Source organism: Sutcliffiella deserti, assembly GCF_020037475.1.
Lineage (GTDB): Bacteria > Bacillota > Bacilli > Bacillales > Bacillaceae_I > Sutcliffiella_A > Sutcliffiella_A deserti.
Genome location: NZ_JAIQDB010000001.1, coordinates 1,032,042 through 1,053,836 on the forward strand (window position 1 = coordinate 1,032,042; position 21,795 = coordinate 1,053,836).

Here is a 21,795-nt window from a genome sequence, read left to right on the forward strand (position 1 = left end):
TTGCTTCAAGTATGAAGCAATGCCTGTTTATGTTATTTACTCTCAGATAGCACACCGATTTTTAGTTCCACCATCTTTACCTGATGATTATCCATTTCAAGGACAGACCAGATATGGTCACCTTGTTGATAAGTTCCGTCAGAATCCTCTTCAGCATTCTGCATTTGAACTTGTATCCAACCGCCAATTGTGTCGATATCTTCGCTTTCATAGAATTTAATTCCAAATTCCTGTTCTAGTTCAGATAGGAGTACGCGACCATTGATAGAATAGACACCCTCAGTTTGCTGCTCTATTTCAGGAACTTCATCTTCATCAAATTCATCACGAATCTCACCGACAATTTCCTCTAATATATCTTCCATTGATAAAATACCTGCTGTTCCCCCGTATTCATCAATTACAAGTGCGATATGGAAATGTTCAGCCTGCATTTTTAATAATGCATCTTGCAAGGATGTGAATTCATGTATGAGAGGCAGCTCATGGATAAAATCCGTTAATTGACTTTCACGACCTGCAACAATACTTGTTAGCATTTCTTTTACATTGACACATCCGATTATATTATCTTTATCGCCATCTTCTGTGACAGGATAACGAGTATATTGATGTTCTTCAATAACTGCGATAATATCTTCACGTGTGAAGGTTTGAGATAGTGTGACCATTTGAACACGAGGAACCATAATGTCCTTCGCAACTCTTTCATCAAAGGTAAAAATATTCTTCATATAGGATAGTTCTGCCTGATTAATTTCTCCGCTTTCAAAGCTTTGAGCCATTATTAATTTTAATTCCTCTTCGGAGTGTGCTTGATCATGGCCTGCAGGCTGGACTCCAAAAGCACGAAGCAAAATACGTGCTGATCCGTTTAATGTCCAGATCAAAGGATACATCAATTTACCAAACCAATACAAGGGAGCAGCAAGTGTTAATGTCATTTTTTCAGCAAACTGGATTGCCAATGTCTTTGGAGCAAGCTCTCCGACAACCACATGCAAGAAAGTAACTAAAGAGAACGCAACAGCATACGAAATGAAATCAGTTAAGCCAGGTGAAGCTCCTATCGCTTCAAAAAGCGGTAATAATAGTCCCTCTACTGTAGGCTTCCCGAGCATCCCCAGACCTAAAGCTGTAACTGTGATACCTAACTGACAGGCAGATAAATAATAATCAAGATCATTGATTAATTTTTTTGCAACAATCGCTTTTTTGTTTCCTTCTGCAATCAACTGATCAATACGTGACATACGTACCTTTACTACTGCAAACTCTGAACCTACGAAGAAAGCCGTTAGTGCAATCAATAATGCAACTAAAAGCAAGTTAATAATCGTTATACTGTCCAATAGATTCCCTCTTAATGAGGGATTCACCTCCGTGAAATTTTCATTTTTTCTGATATTAGGTAATTACTTATTAATAATTTTAAATGATGATACGTCCCTCCCGCAAACAATAAAAAACCTTCACCATCCTAGTTAGTCGGTAAAGGTTTTCCCATCTATATCACCTTTACCTAATAGGCAAAGGTCTCGCAAACAACAATAATTGTTGCCAGTTAAGCCAATGATACACAACCCATTTGAATGGACGACATAACTGTAGCTACTCCCCTTTGGAGTATTATAGGCTCTTTAAAGAGCAATAGTTTCACTCTTAAACTATTACTTTAATAATATAAGAATTGTGATAAAAAGTCAACTTCAACTAGCGTGCATTTAGCAGATTAGTGAGGTATCAATAGTTGTTGAGAAAAGTGGATATTTTCTTATGGACAAAGGACGCAACCTCCTTATAGCTACTTCGTTATCGGCTTTTTTGGGTAAATCATTCGGTCTCCGTCTTGCTTTTCATGTACCTGCTTTTCGTTTTCTGGTACATCCTCCAGCCTCCACCTTGCTTTTCATGTAATAGTTCTACTTTTTCTGGTATCTCATCCGTCCCTCACCTTACTTTTCATGTATTTACTCCACTTCTTCTTCCACATTTACCTTAACTAAAAAAAGGTAAAGAAAAACATGGAATACATGTTTTTCTTTACTTTAATAAAAATATTTTAATAAATTCTTCCTATATAACTTTGCGATAAAGTACATCAAGGAAGCAGGTATTTTTTTCGGGAAAAATCGGTGCAAGTAATAGTTATAGTAGACTGATTTTAAATCCGCCCATTGGGAACACCGTTTAGTCTGCTCAAAACGAGCTACATCTATCAGCTTAATCTCTTTATTCGGGGTCACAATGATATTATGCAAATGAATATCAGAAGGATTTAAACCTTTTTCCCTAGCTAAATCAAGTGCTTCATCAATAAAATCAATGTAATGCTTCTCAATTTCAACCCCTTTAGCAAGGCATTCAAAAAGTGTAAAGCCTTCAATATAGTCAATCACCAAAAAGTTATCTCCATAACTATATAACCTCGGGTAATAAGCGGCTCCCTCTAGCTTTTGGTAGATCATCGCTTCTTTCTTTGCTAAATGTTCATACGGAGGATAAAAGACTTTGAGAACCTGGTTGCTTGCTCCAATTCTAAAAACATAAGCACTTCTACCGTAACCAATCTTAGTCAGAGCTTTGTCTTTATTTTTAATAAAGCATCCACGCATAGAATGTTTAAATCTTACCGTATTAGCCAATTGATCATAGGATTTTAAGAGTACCTGCTCCATATTGACGACCTCACCTCCCCCTAGCATTGAAAAGAAAAGCAAGACATACTAATTACCTAGATCTTCCACTAAATTCATTAACGTAGTAATTTCGTTTATTAATGTAAAGAGCTCGGAGTTCTGCAAATTCTCTACTGCTAATTCTCCATTGACCTTAGCATTTTCAATGATTTCTTTAATCGCTTCGTTTTTTTCGGTTATTTGTAGGTGCAAATCCTCTGCAATAGCAGGTGGTTCTGTTTGATTAAAAGTATCTATTTCGGATAATAAAGAGTTTAGCTCATTTTCCAACTCAGCTTTTGTTTCTTCATTAGTTGCAGCTTCTTGAATTAACTGTGGAGCTCCCTCCGCGAAATCTTGCCAAGTTTGAATATGATCTTTTGCTTTGTTTGCATATTCCAATGAATTATTAACCTCTTCTAGTAATGAACAACCACTTAATACAACAGTAGATATCATTGCAAGTATAACTAACCATTTTTTCAAAGCAATCTCTCCTTATTTCTTCATTCTTTTTTTAACTTCTTTCATTACAACCGGCATTACTTTTTTCCGGGCGATATCTGCACCTTTTTTTAAAATAAATACTTTAATCAGTTTTTTTATCATCTTCTTCTCCTCCTCTTTTCCCTATAAAAAAACCTTTTACCATTTCGGTAAAAGGTCTCTGAAATCACAAAAGACCTTTGCCAGAATTTAATACTGACAAAGGTCTCGCAAACAACGTATCCGTTGCCAATAAAGCCGAGGAAAGATTCCCGTAATGACGACTTTATTGTATAGCTACTCCCCTTTGGGAAATATATTAAAATTGTAATTAAATACATCATAGCCCAAATACCACCGACAGTCAAGTGCAGTTTATTCTCTTCCTGTTCATAAAGTATATAGTTTATGTAAAGTTTAATAGATATCGATTGGTTCAAAAAATAAGATATGGTATATTTCTCTAGAAAGACATATCCTTTTGTGCTCAAGGAAAATTAGACCTCAACTGGAGATCGCGGTAGACGCTAGGGCTCACATCCATTGTCAAGATAGCTTCAGCACTGCCCGGCGTAATTCGCCTTTAGCCCGCAGGAAGTATTTAACAAAACTAAGCACATAAAATTACAGAGGTGAAAAAAATGAGTAATGAAAGTCGAATAAAATCTCTTTTGGAAATCCTAATGGTATCATCCCGGCTGGGTTTTACATCCTTTGGTGGACCAGTCGCACATTTAGGGTATTTCCATACAGAGTATATCCGTCGAAGAAAATGGATGGATGAAAAAAGCTATGCTGACCTTGTTGCGCTCTGTCAGTTCCTCCCTGGTCCAGCAAGCAGTCAGGTTGGTATTGGAATAGGAGTAATGAGAGCTGGTGTGTTAGGGGGGATCGTGTCGTTTATCGGATTCACCCTTCCTTCTGTCCTCGCACTCATAGTCTTTGCGATTATATTACAAGGAATGAATATCGATAGTGCTGGATGGATTCATGGCTTGAAGATTGTGGCTGTTGCAGTGGTTGCCCATGCAATATTAGGGATGGCCGGCAACTTAACACCTGATTTAAAAAGAAAAGCTATTGCACTATTTGCCCTGCTAGGAACACTTTTGTGGCAAACGGCCTTTACACAAGTTGTGGTCATTTTACTATCTGGTTTTATTGGATATATCCTTTTTAAACAAGTGGCTACTAAGGATGACTCCCGCATCAAATTTCCTATTTCTAAGCGTTTTGCTACAATTTGTTTGAGTTTATTTTTTGCTTTACTAATACTCTTGCCAATCCTTCGAGAAGCTACTTCACTAAATTGGGTTGCCATGTTTGATAGCTTTTACCGATCAGGTTCTTTAGTGTTTGGTGGTGGACATGTTGTTCTTCCTTTATTGGAAAGAGAATTTGTTCCGACTGGTTGGATTAGTGAGGAAGCTTTCTTAGCTGGGTATGGTGCAGCACAAGCAGTACCAGGACCACTTTTTACATTTGCTGCTTACATTGGAGCAGTCATCAATGGTTGGAAAGGTGGCTTGCTTGCGACCTTCGCCATATTTCTTCCAGCATTTCTTCTTATATTAGGCACCCTGCCTTTTTGGGATTCTCTTCGTAGTAATGTGAAAGTAAAGGCAGCCTTGATGGGAGTAAATGCAGCGGTTGTAGGAATACTTATTTCTGCTTTTTACTTGCCAATATGGACAAGCTCTATTATAGCTCCAATAGACTTTGCTTTTGCCGCTATTCTCTTTAGTATGCTGGTGTTCTGGAAGCTTCCACCATGGATTGTTGTGGTTTCAGGAGCTATTGGTGGAACATTAATAACTTTAATTTAATATCTAAGGACCATTCCACAAAAGGGAATGGTCCTTCTTTATTCATTATACTGTTGCTTTCTTCTTTAACAATCCAACCATTAGTGCCGTTGTAAACGCACCAATCAAAATCGCAAGAATATACAATAAAATACTTCCAGTTATGATAGGTATAACAAAAATTCCGCCGTGTGGCGCTGGTAGTCCAATTCCAAATACCATCGTTAAGGCTCCAGCTACTGCTGAACCGACCACTACAGAAGGGATAACTCTCATCGGATCTGCTGCAGCAAATGGAATTGCTCCTTCTGTTATAAAGGTGGCACCCATTACATAACAAGTTTTACCTGCCTCACGCTCTTGCTTGTTGAATTTCTTTTTGAACAAAGTTGTAGCAATAGCCAATCCTAACGGTGGAACCATTCCAGCTGCCATAATTGCCGCATGCGGTGCATAGTTTCCAGCATCAATCATCGCTATTCCAAAGGTAAAGGCAGCTTTATTAATTGGGCCACCCATATCGATAGCCATCATTGCCCCTAAGAGTAAACCAAGTAATATAAGATTTCCTCCGCCTAAGCCAGTTAACCATGTTGACAAGCCTTCATTAAATGCTTTCAGTGGCGTAATTAACCAAAGCATGACCATACCCGTAATGAAGATACCAAATAACGGATATAGTAACACAGGTTTTATACCTTCCAATGAGGAAGGTAAGCCGTTCAATAATTTTTTCAATGCTAAGATAGTATAACCTGCAAGGAACCCGGCGATAATACCACCTAGAAATCCAGCTCCCCCAGTAGCCGCCATCAATCCACCAACCATACCTGCTGCTAAACCTGGTCGATCTGCAATACTCATCGCAATAAATCCGGCTAATACAGGAATCATTAATCCGAAGGCATTCCCGCCACCTATCGTCATTAATGCTTCCGCGAACCAATGGTAACTTGGATCATTAGGATCAGCTGCGTTGATACCAAACATAAAGGATAATGCGATTAGTATCCCACCACCTACAACAAAAGGAAGCATATTGGAAACACCGTTCATTAAATGTTTATAAAATCCTGAACGTCCCTTTCCACCTTCAGAATCAGAAGACTTTCCTGTTCCAGTATAAGTCGTTCCTTCCCCTCTACTTGCCTTGTTGAGCAGTTCTTCAGGCTTACGAATAGCTTGCGAGACGGGAACCTGAATGATTTTTTTCCCGTTGAAGCGCTCCATCTCCACATGTTTGTCTGCTGCTACAATAATTCCGGCAGCAGACGCGATATCTTCTTTCGTCAACTCATTCTTTACTCCACCAGAACCGTTCGTTTCCACTTTTACCGTATAACCTAATTCTTTTGCTTTTTGTTTAAGGGCATCTGCCGCCATATACGTATGGGCGATACCAGTTGGACACGCCGTTACTGCAAGAATTATTCCTTTGTCATCGGAAGTAGTTTCTTTCTCTTTTTCTTCCTCTTCGTACAATTCTTTTTCTTTTCTATCTATTAAGCTTATAACCTCTTCTTTTGTCGTTACGTTAAGAAGACTTGAACGAAACTCTGTGTCCATTAGCATAGAGGACAAGCGTGATAATGTTTCTAAATGGGCATTGTTTGCTCCTTCACTCGCAGCAATCATAAAGAAAAGATGACTTGGTTGTGCGTCTAGTGCCTCATAGTCTATTCCTTCTTTAGATAACCCAAAAGCAATGGCTGGTGTTTTTACCGCCTTTGTTTTGGCGTGAGGTATGGCAATGCCTTCCCCGATTCCGGTTGTACTTTGAGCTTCTCTTGCAAGTATTGCCTCTTCATAAGCATGTTTGTCACTAAGCTTGCCTGCACGATCCAAAGTGTCCACTAGTTCACGGATTACACTGCTTTTTGAACCGGACTGCAGACGAAGCGTTACGGTTTCTACCGTTAATAAATCTGTAATCTTCATTTTCTCTTCCCCCTCTTATAATTTCTCTATGGTTACAGCTTGTAGTAAATTTTCCACTTCTTCTTTTTGGCAAAGATCATCAGAAAACGCAGTTGCACTTCCAGAAGCAATGCCATATTGGAGCGCTTCTGCAATGTTGTTATGCTGTAAGTATCCTGCTAAAAATCCTGCCACAAGGGAATCGCCAGCTCCGACTGAATTTTTTACGTTACCTTTAGGTGCCTTGGCTATAAAAATACCACTATTTGAATAAAGAAGTGCGCCTTCTCCTGCCATGGAAACTACAATGTTTTCCACGCCTTGTTCATGTATTTTACCTGCATATTCAATGGCTTCCTCTTTGGAGCGAATGGATACTCCGAAAAGGTCTCCCAATTCATGATGGTTAGGTTTGATAAGAAAAGGTTTGTAGGCGAGTAAATCTTTTAATAAAGAACCTCCTGTATCCACCACCACTTTTGCTTCGTGTTCATTGCATTTCTTCATAATCGTTCTATAGATAGTGGCAGGTACTGTACTAGGTACGCTACCCGCAATTACTACATAATCGCTTGGTTTCAATTTGTCTAATTGTTCTATCAAACGAATTTCGGCATCCTCATCTACTATAGGACCTGTTCCATTGATTTCTGTCTCTTCATCAGCCTTTAACTTTACATTGATACGAGAATTCCCTTCTACCTCAATGAGCTGGACGGAAACCTGTTCCTCTATTAATCTTGCTTTTATAAAATCTCCTGTAAATCCGGCTGTAAATCCCAGAGCTGTATTGTCCGCTCCTAGACGTTTCAGGACTCTCGATACGTTAATGCCTTTTCCACCAGGATAGTACATTGTGTTTTCTGCTCGATTGACTGCTCCTTCTTTGAAAGATGCCACTTGCATTACATAATCGATGGAAGGATTTAGTGTAATTGTATAGATCATTTGCTCACCACCATAACGGATGTTTTTTCTTCAAAAGCTGGTAACAATTCTGGATCGCAATAGTTGGTAATAATTGTTGCCTCTTTTAGTATTCCTACCTTGGCAAAAGTTACTTCGTTTATTTTAGAGTCGTCTGCAAGAACGTAGGCTTGTTGTGCATGCTTCATCGCTAGGCTTTTAACTGCTGCTTCTTCCGGGTCAGGTGTGGTATAGCCACTAGTTAGATGCACCCCGTTTGTACCAATAAATGCCTTGTCAAAATTATAGGCCTCAATGCTTTCAGTTGCTTTTTTACCAATGATCGCACCGGTTTTATTTTTCATATACCCGCCAACAATGTAAGTCGGAATATCTTGTTCCATAAGTGCCTGGATATGCGCAAACCCATTGGTGACTACCGTGATTTTTTTAGTAGCCAAGTGGTTAATCATCTGGTAGGTTGTTGTACCGGCATCTAGGAAAATGCAATCTCCCTCTTCCACTAGATTCGCAGCAGCGACGGCAATCCTGTTTTTCGCCTCAAGGTTCTGGGACGATTTCTCCTGAATGCTCGGCTCTGCACCTTTTTGGTGAAGTCTTGCTGCCCCCCCATGAACCCGCTTAAGCTTATTCTCTTCTTCAAGCTGACTTAAGTCTCTTCTTATCGTAGATTCTGAAGCACCTGTAATATCAACCAATTCTTGTAATTTAACGACATCGTTTTGTTTAATTAATTCTAAGATTTTATGCTGTCTTTCTGGTGTTAACATGACATCACCTTTTTTAGAACTTTAGTATGTATCCATATTGTAATGTAAGCATTTACAAAAATCAATCAAAAACGTTCAAAAGAAATCACTCTCATTCAAAAACGTTCACGGTTTGTATGTTTTTTTGGCGGTCTATGGAAATAGAGGGTCCCTATTTCCATAATTAAGGTTTATAAAATATACCAATTAAATGCATGCAGCGCTGTCCCCCTCCCTGATGGTGGGACATGTAGGCAGGAGTTTTACAATATTGTGCAGATTTTAAGGATTTTCAATTTTAAGTATTAATAAGTTAGCTAGCCGGGTACACCATGAATGTTTAAAAAATCTTGAAAGGAGTTTTCCACTTTGTTATCTAAAAGTCAATATCAAGAATGTTTGGACGCCTGCTTGGCCTGTATGGAAGCCTGTAATATTTGTTTTAATGCCTGTTTAGATGAGAATGATGTAAAAATGATGGCTACCTGTATCAGATTGGATCGCGAATGTGCAGATATTTGTAGCCTTGCAGCGAAAGCCATTCAATCAGACAGCCCATTCCTGGATTCAATCTGTAAGTTATGTGCCGAGATATGTGAAGCCTGTGGAGAAGAATGTAGTAAGCATAGTCACGAACATTGTCAAAAGTGTGCAGATGCATGTTTTCGATGTGCAGAAGCTTGTAGAAGAATGATTACTGCATAATGTAGATTTTTTAAGACACGTCAGTTTATTGACGTGTCTTTTTTTGTATTTTCTAATAACTACCCCTATAATACATACATCTAATCCAGCGAGAAATTCATTTTGATTTTTATATTACATTCTGTAAATCTGCAAACTTTCTCGATAATTTCCGTATACTCTATATTTATTATAAAGTAGGTGAGGTTCATGAAGTTCTCAACCAAGCTAGGTCTTTGGTTTTTCTTTTGTATACTAATTATTGAAACTGGTTCCATGCTATTTCTTCACCAAAATGTCGTCCAAACTCTCATTGATAATGAAAAGGAGGCTCTATTGGCAAGAGGCGCTAGCCATAGAGATGTTCTTGAAGATTCGTTTACCGACAATACACTTCAACATATCGTGTTAATGGAATCAAAAACCGATACAGAAGTGGTGATAACAGACCAAAATGGTGATGTTATCGAATCATCCATTGCCCTTAACGAAGAAATAAATTTCTTTATTTTGCAGATTACGAATGACGATCAGGTCATCGAAGCAGATTGGGAGTCCCAATCCTATATAGCTACTGCTTCACCTTTTAGATCCAATAGTGGTGAAAACGGAACCGTCTATATGCTAAAAAGCACAAACCAGATGAAAGGCTTGATTACCGATTTAAATCATCACTTCGCCATTGCTGTTATCATTATTTTATTTTTCCTGGTAATTACAAACATCATCTTAGTAAAGCTTTTAACCAAACCTTTAGTATCCATGAAGGAGGCAACGAAGAGAATTAGTGAAGGAGACTTCACTGTTACTCTCCCTGTAAAATCCAAGGATGAGATTGGTGAATTGGCAAATTCCATCCAAACATTGGCAAGTAATCTAAACTACTTGAAACAGGAGCGAAAGGAATTTCTGGCAAGTATATCGCATGAGCTCCGTACTCCACTCACTTATATTAGAGGTTATGCTGACATTGGTCAAAAGCCCAATTTAGTGGAGAGCCAAAAGAATGAATACCTGAAGATCATTCATGAAGAATCGATTCGTGTTTCAAACCTTCTTGAAGATCTTTTCGAATTGGCCAAAATGGATCAAAATTCATTTTCGATTATGAATGAAGAAGTCCAATTCAGGGAATTTTTACAGACTATTTACGATAAGGCTTATCCTGTATTCTCCAATTCAGGCATTGAACTTAAGTTTAATCGTAAAGAGGAATGCTACGTGAATATAGATCCATTGCGATTTGAACAAGTAGTGCTAAATATATTGGACAATGCTCTGAAGTATTCAGATGGAGGCACCACAACCATCGAATTAAGCAAAAAGGACAATACCTGTAAACTCACCATTTCTGACGAAGGGAAAGGAATCCCTGAGGATCAAATTCCGTATATATTTGATCGATTATTTCGAGTGGAAAAGTCCCGTTCTCGTCTTACAGGTGGAGTTGGTCTGGGGTTATCCATCGTAAAAGAAATTGTAGATGCCCACGAGGGGGAGTTGAAGGTAAGCAGTGAATTTGGTGTCGGTACAACTGTATCAATTCTATTAAAGGAGGCAAAGAATAGATGAATCAAATCTTACTGATAGATGACGAACAAAGAATGCTAGATCTCTTATATCTCTATTTAACCCCGCACGGATTTTCCTGTATCAAAAAGACTACTGCTTCAGAGGGGATTCGGTTCCTTGGAGATCATGAAGTCGATCTTATTATTCTTGACGTCATGATGCCAACCATGGATGGTTGGGAAGCATTAGCTGCTATTCGGGAATTCAGTGAAATTCCTATTATCATGCTGACAGCTCGAAACGATAACAGCGACATAATAAAAGGATTGAAGAATGGTGCGGACGATTACATTTCCAAACCATTTAATGAAGACGTGCTTGTAGCTCGGATTGAAGCTGTACTCCGCCGCTCGGGTAAAGAGAAGACAAAGGAAAAGCCATTACTATTTAAAGGTTTATCCCTTGACTCTTTCTCTTACAAGCTATCATATAATGGGAGTCCTATTGCGGTTACACCCAAAGAATTTTCCTTACTAGAATTATTTTTAAATTATCCGGATAAGGTCTTCTCAAGGGATCATCTACTTTCTACAATTTGGGAGTTGAAAGCAGAGACTGAAAACCGAACCATCGACTCCCACATTCGCAACCTTAGAGAAAAACTACGACAAGCAGGTTTTAATGTGGACAAGCATTTAAAAACAATTTGGGGAATCGGTTATAGGTGGAATAATAAATTCGAGTCAAATTAATAAAACCAGTGGAGGTTCGCAATGGAAAAAGTGAAACAATTTATCCTGATAGCATTAATTAGTATTCTGTTTGTTGGATGTTCAGGTAAAGGTCAGAACAACAATGATGAATATTTTATAGAAGTAAAGAAAGAAACCATCAATCATATCCATGGGATTGGTTACTTAGGTAATGAGAAAAAATTATTTTTAGCAACCCATCACGGCCTTTTACGATACTCTGAAGGAAAATGGTACAAGACTAGTAGAAATAATCATGATTATATGGGATTCCAAGCGACAGATGAGCAATTTTTTTCCAGCGGTCATCCAACTCTAAATTCCGACTTAAAAAATCCCCTTGGACTCGTAAAAAGTAAAGACCAGGGAGCTTCCATTGAAAAGATTGCTTTTTACGGAGAAATTGACTTCCATTATCTTGCCGCAGGTTATAAAAGTCATACGTTATATGTTTTTAATGAGCATGAAAATTCTTTAGAAATCGGTCTCCATTATTCGCTTGATGAAGGTGAAACATGGGAAACAAGTTCTATGCAAGAAGTCTCTGCCAATGCGATTGGAAACATTGCTACACATCCTACCGTTTCCGAAAATGTTGCTATTTCCACTAATAAAGGATTGTTTATCTCTTCTGACTTTGGTAATGAATTTAAATTGCTCACTAGCTCAAATCCAGTGACATCAGTGGAATACCAGGAGGACAGCCTGATTTACTTTATCTTGGAAAACAATGAAACCAAATTACTAACATACAATTTGAAAAATGAAACTACTGACGAGTTGGCCCTACCTGAAGGGATATCCAGTAAAAATCCCATTATGTTTATTGCTACGAATCCTGAAAATAGGACAGAGATAACAGCTGTGACCTTGAATAATGACATTTATCAATCGAAGAATAATGGAGGAAGCTGGAGGCTACTAGCAGAAGAAGGAAACGTTTCGAATGAGTAGGGGAAGGAAGCATATCATTATCGGAGTCTGTTCCCTTCTGATGAGTTATCTTATTGTACAAAGCAGAAATGAATGGGCTCCTTTGCACGCATGGAATCGTGCTTTCGCAGATGTTTCATTATTCATGCTTGGACTAGTCATGATTATTGGACCTATCGTACGTATCTTTCCGGTCTTAAAGGGAATGGTTACATGGCGAAGATCCTTAGGAGTTTGGTCTGGAATTCTTGCGCTTATTCATACGATTATCATTCTAGATGGATGGGTGGAATGGGATGTTGCTCGATTATTTTTCATTTTTACTCCATTTGGAAAAGAGTGGATTTTGCACCCTGGTTTCGCACTCGCTAATGCAATTGGAATAATTGCTGTACTATACTACCTGCTTTTAATGATTACATCGAACAATCTGAGTATCAAAAAATTAGGTAACTCTGCCTGGAATTATTTACAGAGCAAAACTAGCACTCTTTATCTTCTAATTTTGCTGCATACTCTTTATTTTTTGTATTTTCACAAGCCGGAAAATCCTAACTGGATGAAAGGCCCTTTTATCGCCATTATTGTTTTGATTTACTTATTTCAAATAGCTGGATTTGTATGGACCATCCGAAAGCGAAACAAAAAAGAGGGGAGGGCAAAAATGTTTTAGTCTTAGAAACCCTGCATACAGAGTCGAGAAGGCTCACAGGCTACCACGGAAGGCGGAGTCTTGAACGGAAATCAATAGCGGCATATAAAGCACCACTAAAATTGTTCATCTTTTAGTGGTGTTTTTTCTATTGTCCCAGGCTAACTTTAATTCTGTATCACTTGAATCTGTAGGATTTTAATCGGCGGTCCCCATCGCAAAGACATTTGAATGTTGAACTTTTTCTTGTTAGGGGACAACAAACTGAAGTCCCACCCCCTTTTAAAGGCTGAAACCGAAAAAGGTCTTTTTAAAGAAGTGACTATGCATAAATTCTTTATTACAATGAGTACAGAAACTGGCGTTCTCAGTAAAAAATAGCTTGTAGAATAACAGCTACAAGCTATTTTTATTTTATTACTTATTCTTCTGAGGATAATTCGCTTTCGGTTACCCATTTATGATTGCTTACTTCTTCCCCGCTGTCTTTCAAGGTGAAGTCTACCATATAGACCGTGGTTTGTTCAGCTGAATCAATAACTGCAGTCGCTCCTTCCATACCTTCCATATGTTTAGCTTCCACTTTTACTTCATCTCCAGCTTCATACGGCTCTTCCTGTCTATCCGCTATTTCTTCATGGATGATCCATTTATGATTTTCGACTCTTTTTCCACCATCTGTTGGGTCATAGGATATGCTATATACCGTGGTATCATATGCACCAACAATCGTAGCTTCTGCACCTTTCATACCTGGCATATGAGCCTCTGTTATAATCGCTGTACTTCCAACTGGGAATGCAGGATTTTCTGCTTGCTCAAGTCCTTCAGGAACCTCACCAGATCCTGACATATCCATTCCGGAATGATCCATTCCTGAGTGATCGGCTTCTGAGTTTTCCTCAACGTTCTTATTTGAAACAATATCATTTCCATTATTCGAGCAAGCTGATAAAACTAGCATAGCCGAAAGAACCCCATACATTATTATTTTATTCCATTTCATTCTTGTTTCCTCCTTTATAGTAATATATCTAATATACCCGGAAATTTTGCAGAAAATATGGAGAATCCACATTCATATAATCACTTCAAAAAAAAGTTATAGATCCAGCAGTGTACTATTAAAGTTTTTGCAAATTCGTTATACTCTTTTCGTCATATAGGAAATTCTATTAAGAGTTTTTACTACATAGATGTTCCCTTTATTTCACAGATTATGTTATTAGTCTTTCTGCAAAAAACAGTAAAAACACAAAAAAAGAGGACAGTAGCCCTGCCCTCTTTGCTCAAATATACTTCCGATGAATACTTTTCCCATCATACGTAAACAACACATTCTTCGTTTCAATAACAGATTCCATATGCACCGGTCTTCCCCAAATCTGATAAATATATGGCAGGACTTTTTCCAGATACTTTAGATCAAGTTCGATTCCCTCATACCAATGCTTCAAATATAACTCGCCCGTTCTTAAATAATCTCCATCGTTTACAGTGATATAAGGGAAACCACCATTCACCCTCATATTAATTAACTGGTCGCGTACCCCTTCCCAGGCCTTATCTACAACCTTGTAATCCTTTCCTTGCTTTTGGAAAAGGTACATGTCTTCTCTCATAACCAAATCTTTATTAAGGTAGTTCCTTAAAAAGGAGATATCGGATTCTACTTCCCGCACCTCAAACATTCTTTCCCGGCCGGACCCTGGTTTGATTCCATCTCGAATCATGTCCTCTGTCGGGTTATTATAGCGTTCCTCGATATCTTCAAAAATTTTAATTCCCAAGTAATAAGGGTTGATACTTGTGCGGGATGGTTGCACGACCCCTGCGTTCAATTTCGCATATTCCAGCGCCTCCCCACTTGATAAGTCCAACTCCCTTAGAATGCGTTGATGCCAGTACGAAGCCCAGCCTTCGTTCATGATTTTTGTTTCCATCTGCGGCCAGAAATACAGCATTTCCTCCCTCATCATCGTTAAAATATCTCGCTGCCACTCCTCCAGCTCACTGCTATAATGTTCGATAAAAAGAAGGATATCCTTTTCAGGCTGTGGTGGAAACTTCTTTTTCTTCTTTTTCGGAACAGCCTTCGGTTTGTTTCTTTCATCCAAATTCCACAAATCATCATAATCATTCGCTTTTTTCGTTACCTCTTCTTCCTCTTCCATGTCCTCTATGCTCCAGGAAAGTTTGGATCGCATTAAAGAAGGATCAATATGCTCTTGAATTGCAAGAACGGCATTCAAGAAATTCTCCACTTCTTCTTTGCCGTGGTCATGTTCATATTGCTTAATTCTTTCAGCAGTCGCCGCCATACTTTCGACCATATCGCGATTTGTATTCTGAAAGCGGCAGTTGTTTTTGAAAAAGTCACAATGGGCAAGAACATGGGCTACGATCAGCTTGTTTTGGATAAGAGAATTTGTGTCTAGTAAAAAGGCATAACATGGATTCGAATTAATAACCAACTCATATATCTTACTTAGGCCAAGGTCATAATGAAGCTTCATCTTATGAAATTGCTTTCCAAAGCTCCAATGGGAAAAGCGTGTCGGCATTCCATAAGCACCGAATGTATAAATAATGTCAGCAGGACAAATCTCATAACGCATTGGATAAAAGTCTAATCCAAAGCTTTTTGCAATCTCGGTAATCTCATCAATCGTCCGAAATAATGCCTTTTCTTCATCTGCTCTCATTTTACTACCTCCCTTTACCTCTTATCACAATGTATGAACAAGGTTGGGATATCATGAAAGTGGATTGGCATAAACAGTACTTTTATGTTTTAAGGGAATAATAGAATTATGGCGTGTTATACTTTTCTTAGGGATTTTACAGGGAGTGGGTTTATGGAATTTTTATTATTTATAGTAATTGGTTTCTCCATTAGTATGCTATCAGGGTTTTTCGGAATTGGCGGAGGATTCGTTTTAACACCAGTATTATTACTAATAGGATACAGTCCCATTGAGGCCATCTCAACAAGCTTAATGTATACGATAGGAACATCTATATCTGGTGTATACGCTCATTTTAAAATGAAAAATATTCAATGGAAAGCAGCACTTATCATAGGATTTAGCGGGGTCGTCGCAACTCAAATTGCCTATCCTTTTGTTAATTGGCTTGAAGCAAAAAACTATGATGAAATAGTCATTCCGATAATGTACCTGGTCTTGCTTTCTTATTTTGCCTTCAAAATGTTAAAAAAGAACCAGCAAAGCGTTAATCAAAAAACAAATTCTTCCTCTATTATGACGCTCATTATTATTGGTGTGATTGGTGGCTTTCTTTCTACAACTCTTGGAGTAGGCGGTGGGTTTATCATTGTACCACTACTTATTTCATTCTATTCATTAACTTCAAGGCAAGCCGTTGCCACAAGCTTAGCGAGCGTTATCTTGATAGTTACTGCCGGATTTATCACCTATGCAGTAAACAATCCCATACCATACGATATCGGATTTTTACTAATCGGTGGCGCAGTTATCGGATCACAACTAGGCGCCCGTGCCACCAATTATGTCAAAAATAAAAGCATTCAGAAGTTACTTGGCTATCTTTATATCGTTACCATGGCAGGATTAATTCTACAGATGCTAGATCAGACTATCCTTGGACTAATAACGCTTGGAGGCTATACTATATTTGTTAATGTCTACCTTGCTGTACGATTAATCCAAAAAAAAGTGTTCGCAGCTGAATAGCCTTGCAAAGAGGGAGCGACTGGAGGGAGACTCCATTGTCTTCGTTCATGGAGCTCTCTCACCGCTTCTGCTAAAAGCGAACACCTGGAAGTAAATCAGAACCTAGCCAAAAATACCCTTCAGCTATTTGAAAAGGCCCCTCCCCTCAATTGTCCACAAATCAACTGAAAGAAATGGCCCTCCATTATGAAGTACTAATATAAGATAAAAATGCTGTAGCAATGCCAAAATAAATCAATAAAGACAAAATATCATTTACTGTTGTAATTAGTGGACCCGATGCAATCGCAGGGTCAATTTTTAATTTATATAAAACCAATGGTATGACTGTCCCTGCCAAAGTCCCGATAATCAAGGTAATAAAAAGGGAAGAGCCTACAACCAGACCTAGTACCCAATCTCCACGCCACACATAGGCAATAATCGTAATAAGAATGGCACAGGTAATTCCGATTGTTATTCCAACTCCAAATTCCCGTAATATAACCTTCGTCACGACTTTCTTATCGATATCACGAGAAATAAGGCCACGAACAATGACAGCTAATGACTGTGTCCCTGTATTACCAGTCATACCAGCAATCATCGGCATGAAAAATGCCAAAGCAACCGCGGTATCTAATGTATCTTCAAAACCACTGATAATACTTCCAGAAATAAGACCAATAAAAAGTAATAATATCAACCATGGCAGTCTTCTTACAGATGCAACAAGTGCCGGGGTATCAAAATCGATATCCTTACCAGATGCTGATAATTTTTCAATATCCTCATTTGCTTCCTGGATGACAACGTCAATCACATCATCGACTGTAATAATTCCTATCAATTCTTTCTCATCATTTACGACAGGCACCGCCAAAAAGTCATAGCGTTCAATGATATGCGCCACTTCTTCTTGGTCTGTATCAACATGAACAGAAATAACACGGGAAAACATAATGTCCATGATTTTTTCCGTAGCATCCGCTAAAATTAAATCTCGGTAGGAGACAACTCCCACTAAACGTTTCTCTTCATCAATAACATAAAGATAGTTAATTGTCTCTGCAAGTTCCGCAAATGATTTTAACTTATCGACCACTTCACGGACAGTATATGCTTGCGGAATCCACACATAACGATTCGTCATTAGTCGACCAGCAGTTTCCGCCTCATACCTCATAAGATCTTGGACAGCAGAAGATTCTTCTTTATTCATTTTTGATAAAAAGGCACGTTTCACTTCCGGATCCATCTCATCAAACAGTGTGGCAAGGTCGTCATTGTCCATGCGATCCATAACCTTAGCTGATTTCTCTACACCAATCTTTTTCAGTACTTCCAACTGCAGCTCTTGACTTAATTCTTGGATAAGTGCTGTTAGCTGTTCGATCGTTAAATAAGTTAAAAATCGAATTTTATGCTTTTCTGGTAGCTTCTCATACATTATTGCGGTATCGTACGGTTGCAATTCTTCGATAATATCCTGAAAAGCCTTTCGTTTACCGTCTTTTAAAAAGTTAATGATATTTAAAATAATTTGATCTTCTGTCATATTATGCATCATCTGCACTGCCTCCTCTGCTTGCTAGGAGTACAAGAATCATTTATTAGACCTTCTGAAGGGCGGTAGTCAAAAATAAATATGAATCCTGTACCTCTAATGTTTTTGTCCTCGGACTTGGACTACTATCCATTTTTGTTACCAGCTCCTTTTTCTTAATTTTCTCATCAAAAAAGCACCCATCATCGCGAATGAAGGTGCTTAAAGGCATACTTTCCCCTTTAATTTCCCTTCTTTCGTAGAGCTTTAGCACTGTGTGGCATAGGACTAACCCAGCTGCATTAAATACCACCTTAAATCGATGGCATCTGTTGACCCATTGGCGTCTTTCGACGTTTCTGGGCAGCAGCGTATCTCCAGCACAGGAGCCTCACCTAACGAAGGTTCAAGTGTTTTCATACATACTACTCTACAAGGGAAAAACCAGCTCTGTCAACCTTTTTTAGCAGCGCTGATTTCTTACACTTGCACTAATTTTATTTCGTTTTCTTTTGTAAGCGTTTAATAAAATTATATTTCTTTTTTTGATAAAATAAACAACTCTAAAGGGGCTTAACTACTCTTCTTTTTGTCCGTTTATTTCTTTGCGTAAGAATCTTCTTTTAGCCTCAGTTGCTAAAAATAAACCAACTTTTTTATTTCGCTCCCACTCTTCCCTGAAAACCGATAGGGGCGGGTTCGTATCTTCAACTGGGTAGGAAATCTCTGGAGTAAAAGAGGGCTTGTCAAACTCGGTAGCAAACCAATCTGAAAAACCCCCTCCAACAGCATGTTCTTGTGGATAATCCAATTTGTACCCAGTTATATCGGAGAGTTTTTTTGCAATCGCCAAATCTCTTTCCAGCGCTGTTTTGTTTTTATTGAACTTCCAGTAAAGCACCCTGCCTGATGAGTGATAGGTAACTGCCATCAGCGGAGCTTGCTTTCGAGTAAAGGATACAATCGCTCGCGTTTCCCTTGCTTCTAACGGAAATTCACCCTTATAAAATTGATAAGAAGGAGATTGCCTTTTTCTTATAGCCGCCCATCCTGCAGGGTATTGACGGTTCAGGTCTACTCCTTTTCCATTAGCTTTCCACCTATCAAAATCATTATTATTTTCGTTCATCAGTAAAAGTTCTTTTTGCTTATGCTCTGGCAGGAAATCAATTCCTTCCTGTTGGATTCTAATGCCGTCTGGATTTACCATCGGAATAAACCAAATGGATACCTCATTGAGTATGGAGGTATTATATCCAAATAAGTTCTCATGGTTGCTATAAGCATCTAAATAATGCTCAAGCTTACTCATCACTAGCGAAGAAGTTAACCATTCTCTGCCATGATGCCCACCAAGAATAATGATACTGGATTCTCCCTTCCCTAATTTTACAGCCCAAATATTTTTACCCCATTCTGTTTTCCCAATAGAAACAATTTTCATATCCTGCCGATATATTCTTTTTAGTCCTCTGAGATCCTCTTCCATTCTTTCATACGTGTACCATTCATTCCCATTTACAATATGTGCATGACTTGTAGAAGGGATTATATTTATCATAATTATAAGCAAAATTACTGCTTTGGCAGGCATTTTAGTCACCTCAATAGGTTCGTTTCCTTTATTTTGCCTAAGTATCCGTTGGAGATACGACCAACATTTACAATGAGGATTTTGCTCGCAAAAAGGTCAAAATAATAACACTCCTTACCAAGAGGAGGAGGGAAAATATGAACACAGTTGACTATGATCGTGCATTGTATTACACCCATCGTTCTGAATGGGATAATCTGCTCATATTGATGGTGAGAACAAAAGATGATTTGTTGTCCAAGTATATTGAACACTTTTTACATTCGTACAATTTCTCAAAGGATTATAAATCCATTGAGCTAAATTTGTACCAACTGTTGCGGTATATTGATCATGCCGTTAATGTAAGTACGACCGATATGGACCATGATAAAGAAGTAAGCCATGGGTATATGGTATAGAGCTTTAACCATTAAATTAAGCAGCAAATCAGGGGTGGAGAACCTGGTTTGCTGCTTTTTAAGATCCTTCGTAAAAAGTCACTAATAATCGGCAATTTAATTTTTAGATTTCATCTTAACCCTAAAAAGTATGACAGCGACGATTGTTCCTTTTTCCCCTTTAACATCAAAGGGCCTATCATAAAGTCCAATAATTCTTCATAATTGAATGTGACCATTCAGGTTGTGTAACCGGTTCTTTTGGAAGAAATTCTTGCATTACTGGTTTTATATCTAAAATTGGCGTTTCGTTAATGCAATCTAAACCTGCCACAGTTATTTCTCTACCTTCTCTTCTGATTATCTTCACAGTTGTAAGACCTAGTTGATTTGGTCTATTTTTTCCACGTTGAGCAAAAATCCCAACATTCGGAAGACTTTTGTCATTTCTCGGATGTCTTGCATCTTTAACTATTTTATTTTTTTCAACCATATGAAAATAAAAAATGATTTCTAAGTGAGAAAAAGATTCAATTTCGTTAAATGCTTCTTCCGGAAGAGAACTATCCAAAACAATCTTACTTACTACTCCCCCCCAGTTGTCATCTTCAATTTCTTGCCTTTCATTATAAGCAACACCAATAGGGTTTAATCTAATCATTTAGTTTCCTCTTTTCTAAACTAAACATATGTACAACTCAAATTATTGTATTTTATTTACCCTCTTATTGCACTAATCTGCCCAGTTAGTTGAATTGGTTTTTATATCAGGAAAAACACCTATCAAATTACATACAATTTGATAAGCATTTCCCTACATTTTCTTTATTTGCGATAGGAAACGGAACCCGTTATCCACAATCAGGCCTCTTTTTTTCTTAACACATATTGATGCATTTCCACATACATCGTCAGTTCTTTATATAGAGCATCCACCAAGTTAGCACTCTCTTCATTCAAGGTATCATTTTCCAAGTTAAAACAATGTGGATCAAGCACTAATTGTTTCGGGATCACATTGGCGTAAACTCCCCGCCCCACTGTTCGCATATTATTAAGTGCGTTAATACCGCCTTTTCCTCCACCTGCAACAGCTATCAGTCCTACAGGCTTGCTATGAAACTGTACGCTACCAAGGTAATCCATCGCATTTTTCAAAGCACCACTCATGCCACTGTGATATTCAGGAGATAGTAATAGTACTGCATCGGCGCCCTTTACCTTCTCCCTCAACATTTTTACATTTTCCAGCTCATCTTGATAGGCTTCACCATTGTATAATGGTATTTCACCCTCGCTTAAATCGATCAGATCTGTATGGTATGAACGTTGGATAAATCTAGATGCAACACCAGTCCGGCCGCTCTTTCTTGGACTTCCGTTAATTACTACTATTTTCATGAATACCTCTCCTTTCTAATTGTTTATATTATTATTATATCGTTATATGTAGAAAACGATATCGTTCAATAGGTTTAAAATAAC

General features: G+C 38.2%; 20 protein-coding genes and 1 riboswitch. Of the genes, 8 read left to right on the forward strand and 12 right to left on the reverse strand.

What is annotated here, in order from left to right:
- Nucleotides 1–32 precede the first annotated feature (32 nt).
- From K9B36_RS05000 to K9B36_RS05010, 3 genes are all read right to left on the reverse strand, one after another.
- Nucleotides 33–1,352 carry a hemolysin family protein gene (locus K9B36_RS05000; protein ID WP_223700881.1) on the reverse strand — a complete coding sequence of 440 codons (1,320 nt, stop codon included), beginning with the start codon at nucleotides 1,350–1,352 and terminating at the stop codon, nucleotides 33–35.
- A 696-nt stretch (nucleotides 1,353–2,048) separates the two neighbouring features.
- Nucleotides 2,049–2,678, reverse strand: coding sequence for an RIO1 family regulatory kinase/ATPase domain-containing protein (locus K9B36_RS05005; RefSeq protein ID WP_223700882.1), 630 nt, complete (start codon nucleotides 2,676–2,678; stop codon nucleotides 2,049–2,051).
- A 48-nt stretch (nucleotides 2,679–2,726) separates the two neighbouring features.
- Nucleotides 2,727–3,164, reverse strand: a complete 438-nt coding sequence (locus K9B36_RS05010; RefSeq protein WP_223700883.1) for a DUF6376 family protein — start codon at nucleotides 3,162–3,164, stop codon at nucleotides 2,727–2,729.
- A 641-nt stretch (nucleotides 3,165–3,805) separates the two neighbouring features.
- Between K9B36_RS05010 and K9B36_RS05015 the strand changes: the two genes are divergently transcribed.
- Nucleotides 3,806–4,990 (forward strand): chromate transporter, encoded by a 1,185-nt coding sequence (locus K9B36_RS05015; RefSeq protein WP_223700884.1) that lies wholly within the window; start codon nucleotides 3,806–3,808, stop codon nucleotides 4,988–4,990.
- A gap of 45 nt (nucleotides 4,991–5,035) precedes the next feature.
- On the opposite strand, the gene K9B36_RS05020 is transcribed toward K9B36_RS05015, so the two are convergent.
- The 3 genes from K9B36_RS05020 to K9B36_RS05030 are packed head-to-tail and all read right to left on the reverse strand — an operon-like array spanning nucleotide 5,036 to nucleotide 8,583.
- On the reverse strand, nucleotides 5,036–6,907 hold the full coding sequence (locus K9B36_RS05020; protein WP_223700885.1) for a PTS fructose transporter subunit IIABC: 1,872 nt from the start codon (nucleotides 6,905–6,907) through the stop codon (nucleotides 5,036–5,038).
- A gap of 15 nt (nucleotides 6,908–6,922) precedes the next feature.
- Complete coding sequence (gene pfkB, locus K9B36_RS05025; RefSeq protein WP_223700886.1) at nucleotides 6,923–7,834, reverse strand: 1-phosphofructokinase; 912 nt, start codon at nucleotides 7,832–7,834, stop codon at nucleotides 6,923–6,925.
- Nucleotides 7,831–8,583, reverse strand: a complete 753-nt coding sequence (locus K9B36_RS05030; protein WP_223700887.1) for a DeoR/GlpR family DNA-binding transcription regulator — start codon at nucleotides 8,581–8,583, stop codon at nucleotides 7,831–7,833. Before K9B36_RS05030 ends, pfkB begins: the two co-directional genes overlap by 4 nt.
- A gap of 399 nt (nucleotides 8,584–8,982) precedes the next feature.
- Between K9B36_RS05030 and K9B36_RS05035 the strand changes: the two genes are divergently transcribed.
- The 5 genes from K9B36_RS05035 (at nucleotide 8,983) to K9B36_RS05055 (ending at nucleotide 13,116) form a co-directional block, all read left to right on the forward strand.
- Complete coding sequence (locus K9B36_RS05035) at nucleotides 8,983–9,267, forward strand: four-helix bundle copper-binding protein (protein ID WP_223701006.1); 285 nt, start codon at nucleotides 8,983–8,985, stop codon at nucleotides 9,265–9,267.
- 189 nt (nucleotides 9,268–9,456) lie between these two features.
- On the forward strand, nucleotides 9,457–10,818 hold the full coding sequence (locus K9B36_RS05040; RefSeq protein ID WP_223700888.1) for a sensor histidine kinase: 1,362 nt from the start codon (nucleotides 9,457–9,459) through the stop codon (nucleotides 10,816–10,818).
- Nucleotides 10,815–11,510, forward strand: a complete 696-nt coding sequence (locus K9B36_RS05045) for a response regulator transcription factor (protein ID WP_223700889.1) — start codon at nucleotides 10,815–10,817, stop codon at nucleotides 11,508–11,510. The genes K9B36_RS05040 and K9B36_RS05045 overlap by 4 nt, the downstream gene beginning before the upstream one ends.
- 21 nt (nucleotides 11,511–11,531) lie before the next feature.
- Complete coding sequence (locus K9B36_RS05050) at nucleotides 11,532–12,464, forward strand: F510_1955 family glycosylhydrolase (RefSeq protein WP_223700890.1); 933 nt, start codon at nucleotides 11,532–11,534, stop codon at nucleotides 12,462–12,464.
- On the forward strand, nucleotides 12,457–13,116 hold the full coding sequence (locus K9B36_RS05055; protein WP_223700891.1) for a ferric reductase-like transmembrane domain-containing protein: 660 nt from the start codon (nucleotides 12,457–12,459) through the stop codon (nucleotides 13,114–13,116). Before K9B36_RS05050 ends, K9B36_RS05055 begins: the two co-directional genes overlap by 8 nt.
- A 400-nt stretch (nucleotides 13,117–13,516) precedes the next feature.
- Here the strand turns inward: K9B36_RS05055 and K9B36_RS05060 are convergent, their stop codons facing one another.
- Complete coding sequence (locus tag K9B36_RS05060) at nucleotides 13,517–14,101, reverse strand: YdhK family protein (protein ID WP_223700892.1); 585 nt, start codon at nucleotides 14,099–14,101, stop codon at nucleotides 13,517–13,519.
- A gap of 283 nt (nucleotides 14,102–14,384) precedes the next feature.
- On the reverse strand, nucleotides 14,385–15,800 hold the full coding sequence (locus tag K9B36_RS05065) for a SpoVR family protein (protein WP_223700893.1): 1,416 nt from the start codon (nucleotides 15,798–15,800) through the stop codon (nucleotides 14,385–14,387).
- Nucleotides 15,801–15,953: 153 nt separating this feature from the next.
- Here K9B36_RS05065 and K9B36_RS05070 point away from each other — a divergent pair, with 153 nt between their 5' ends.
- Nucleotides 15,954–16,811: a sulfite exporter TauE/SafE family protein gene (locus tag K9B36_RS05070; protein WP_223700894.1), complete on the forward strand. Its 858-nt coding sequence runs from the start codon at nucleotides 15,954–15,956 to the stop codon at nucleotides 16,809–16,811.
- A 184-nt stretch (nucleotides 16,812–16,995) separates the two neighbouring features.
- Here the strand turns inward: K9B36_RS05070 and mgtE are convergent, their stop codons facing one another.
- Both mgtE and K9B36_RS05080 read right to left on the reverse strand, forming a co-directional pair.
- Nucleotides 16,996–18,360 carry a magnesium transporter gene (gene mgtE, locus K9B36_RS05075; RefSeq protein WP_223700895.1) on the reverse strand — a complete coding sequence of 455 codons (1,365 nt, stop codon included), beginning with the start codon at nucleotides 18,358–18,360 and terminating at the stop codon, nucleotides 16,996–16,998.
- Nucleotides 18,361–18,581: 221 nt separating this feature from the next.
- Nucleotides 18,582–18,746: riboswitch (M-box (ykoK) riboswitch) on the reverse strand.
- A 167-nt stretch (nucleotides 18,747–18,913) separates the two neighbouring features.
- A complete protein-coding gene (locus K9B36_RS05080) occupies nucleotides 18,914–19,930 on the reverse strand; it encodes a M14 family zinc carboxypeptidase (protein ID WP_223700896.1) in 1,017 nt (338 codons plus the stop codon).
- 137 nt (nucleotides 19,931–20,067) lie between these two features.
- Here K9B36_RS05080 and K9B36_RS05085 point away from each other — a divergent pair, with 137 nt between their 5' ends.
- Nucleotides 20,068–20,331 (forward strand): YhdB family protein, encoded by a 264-nt coding sequence (locus K9B36_RS05085; protein WP_223700897.1) that lies wholly within the window; start codon nucleotides 20,068–20,070, stop codon nucleotides 20,329–20,331.
- A 178-nt stretch (nucleotides 20,332–20,509) separates the two neighbouring features.
- Here the strand turns inward: K9B36_RS05085 and K9B36_RS05090 are convergent, their stop codons facing one another.
- Together K9B36_RS05090 and K9B36_RS05095 are read right to left on the reverse strand one after the other, a co-directional pair.
- Entirely contained in the window at nucleotides 20,510–20,971 is a 462-nt protein-coding gene (locus K9B36_RS05090) for an SAM-dependent methyltransferase (RefSeq protein ID WP_223700898.1), read from the reverse strand.
- A 200-nt stretch (nucleotides 20,972–21,171) separates the two neighbouring features.
- Nucleotides 21,172–21,711: an NADPH-dependent FMN reductase gene (locus K9B36_RS05095; RefSeq protein WP_223700899.1), complete on the reverse strand. Its 540-nt coding sequence runs from the start codon at nucleotides 21,709–21,711 to the stop codon at nucleotides 21,172–21,174.
- Nucleotides 21,712–21,795: the final 84 nt, after the last annotated feature.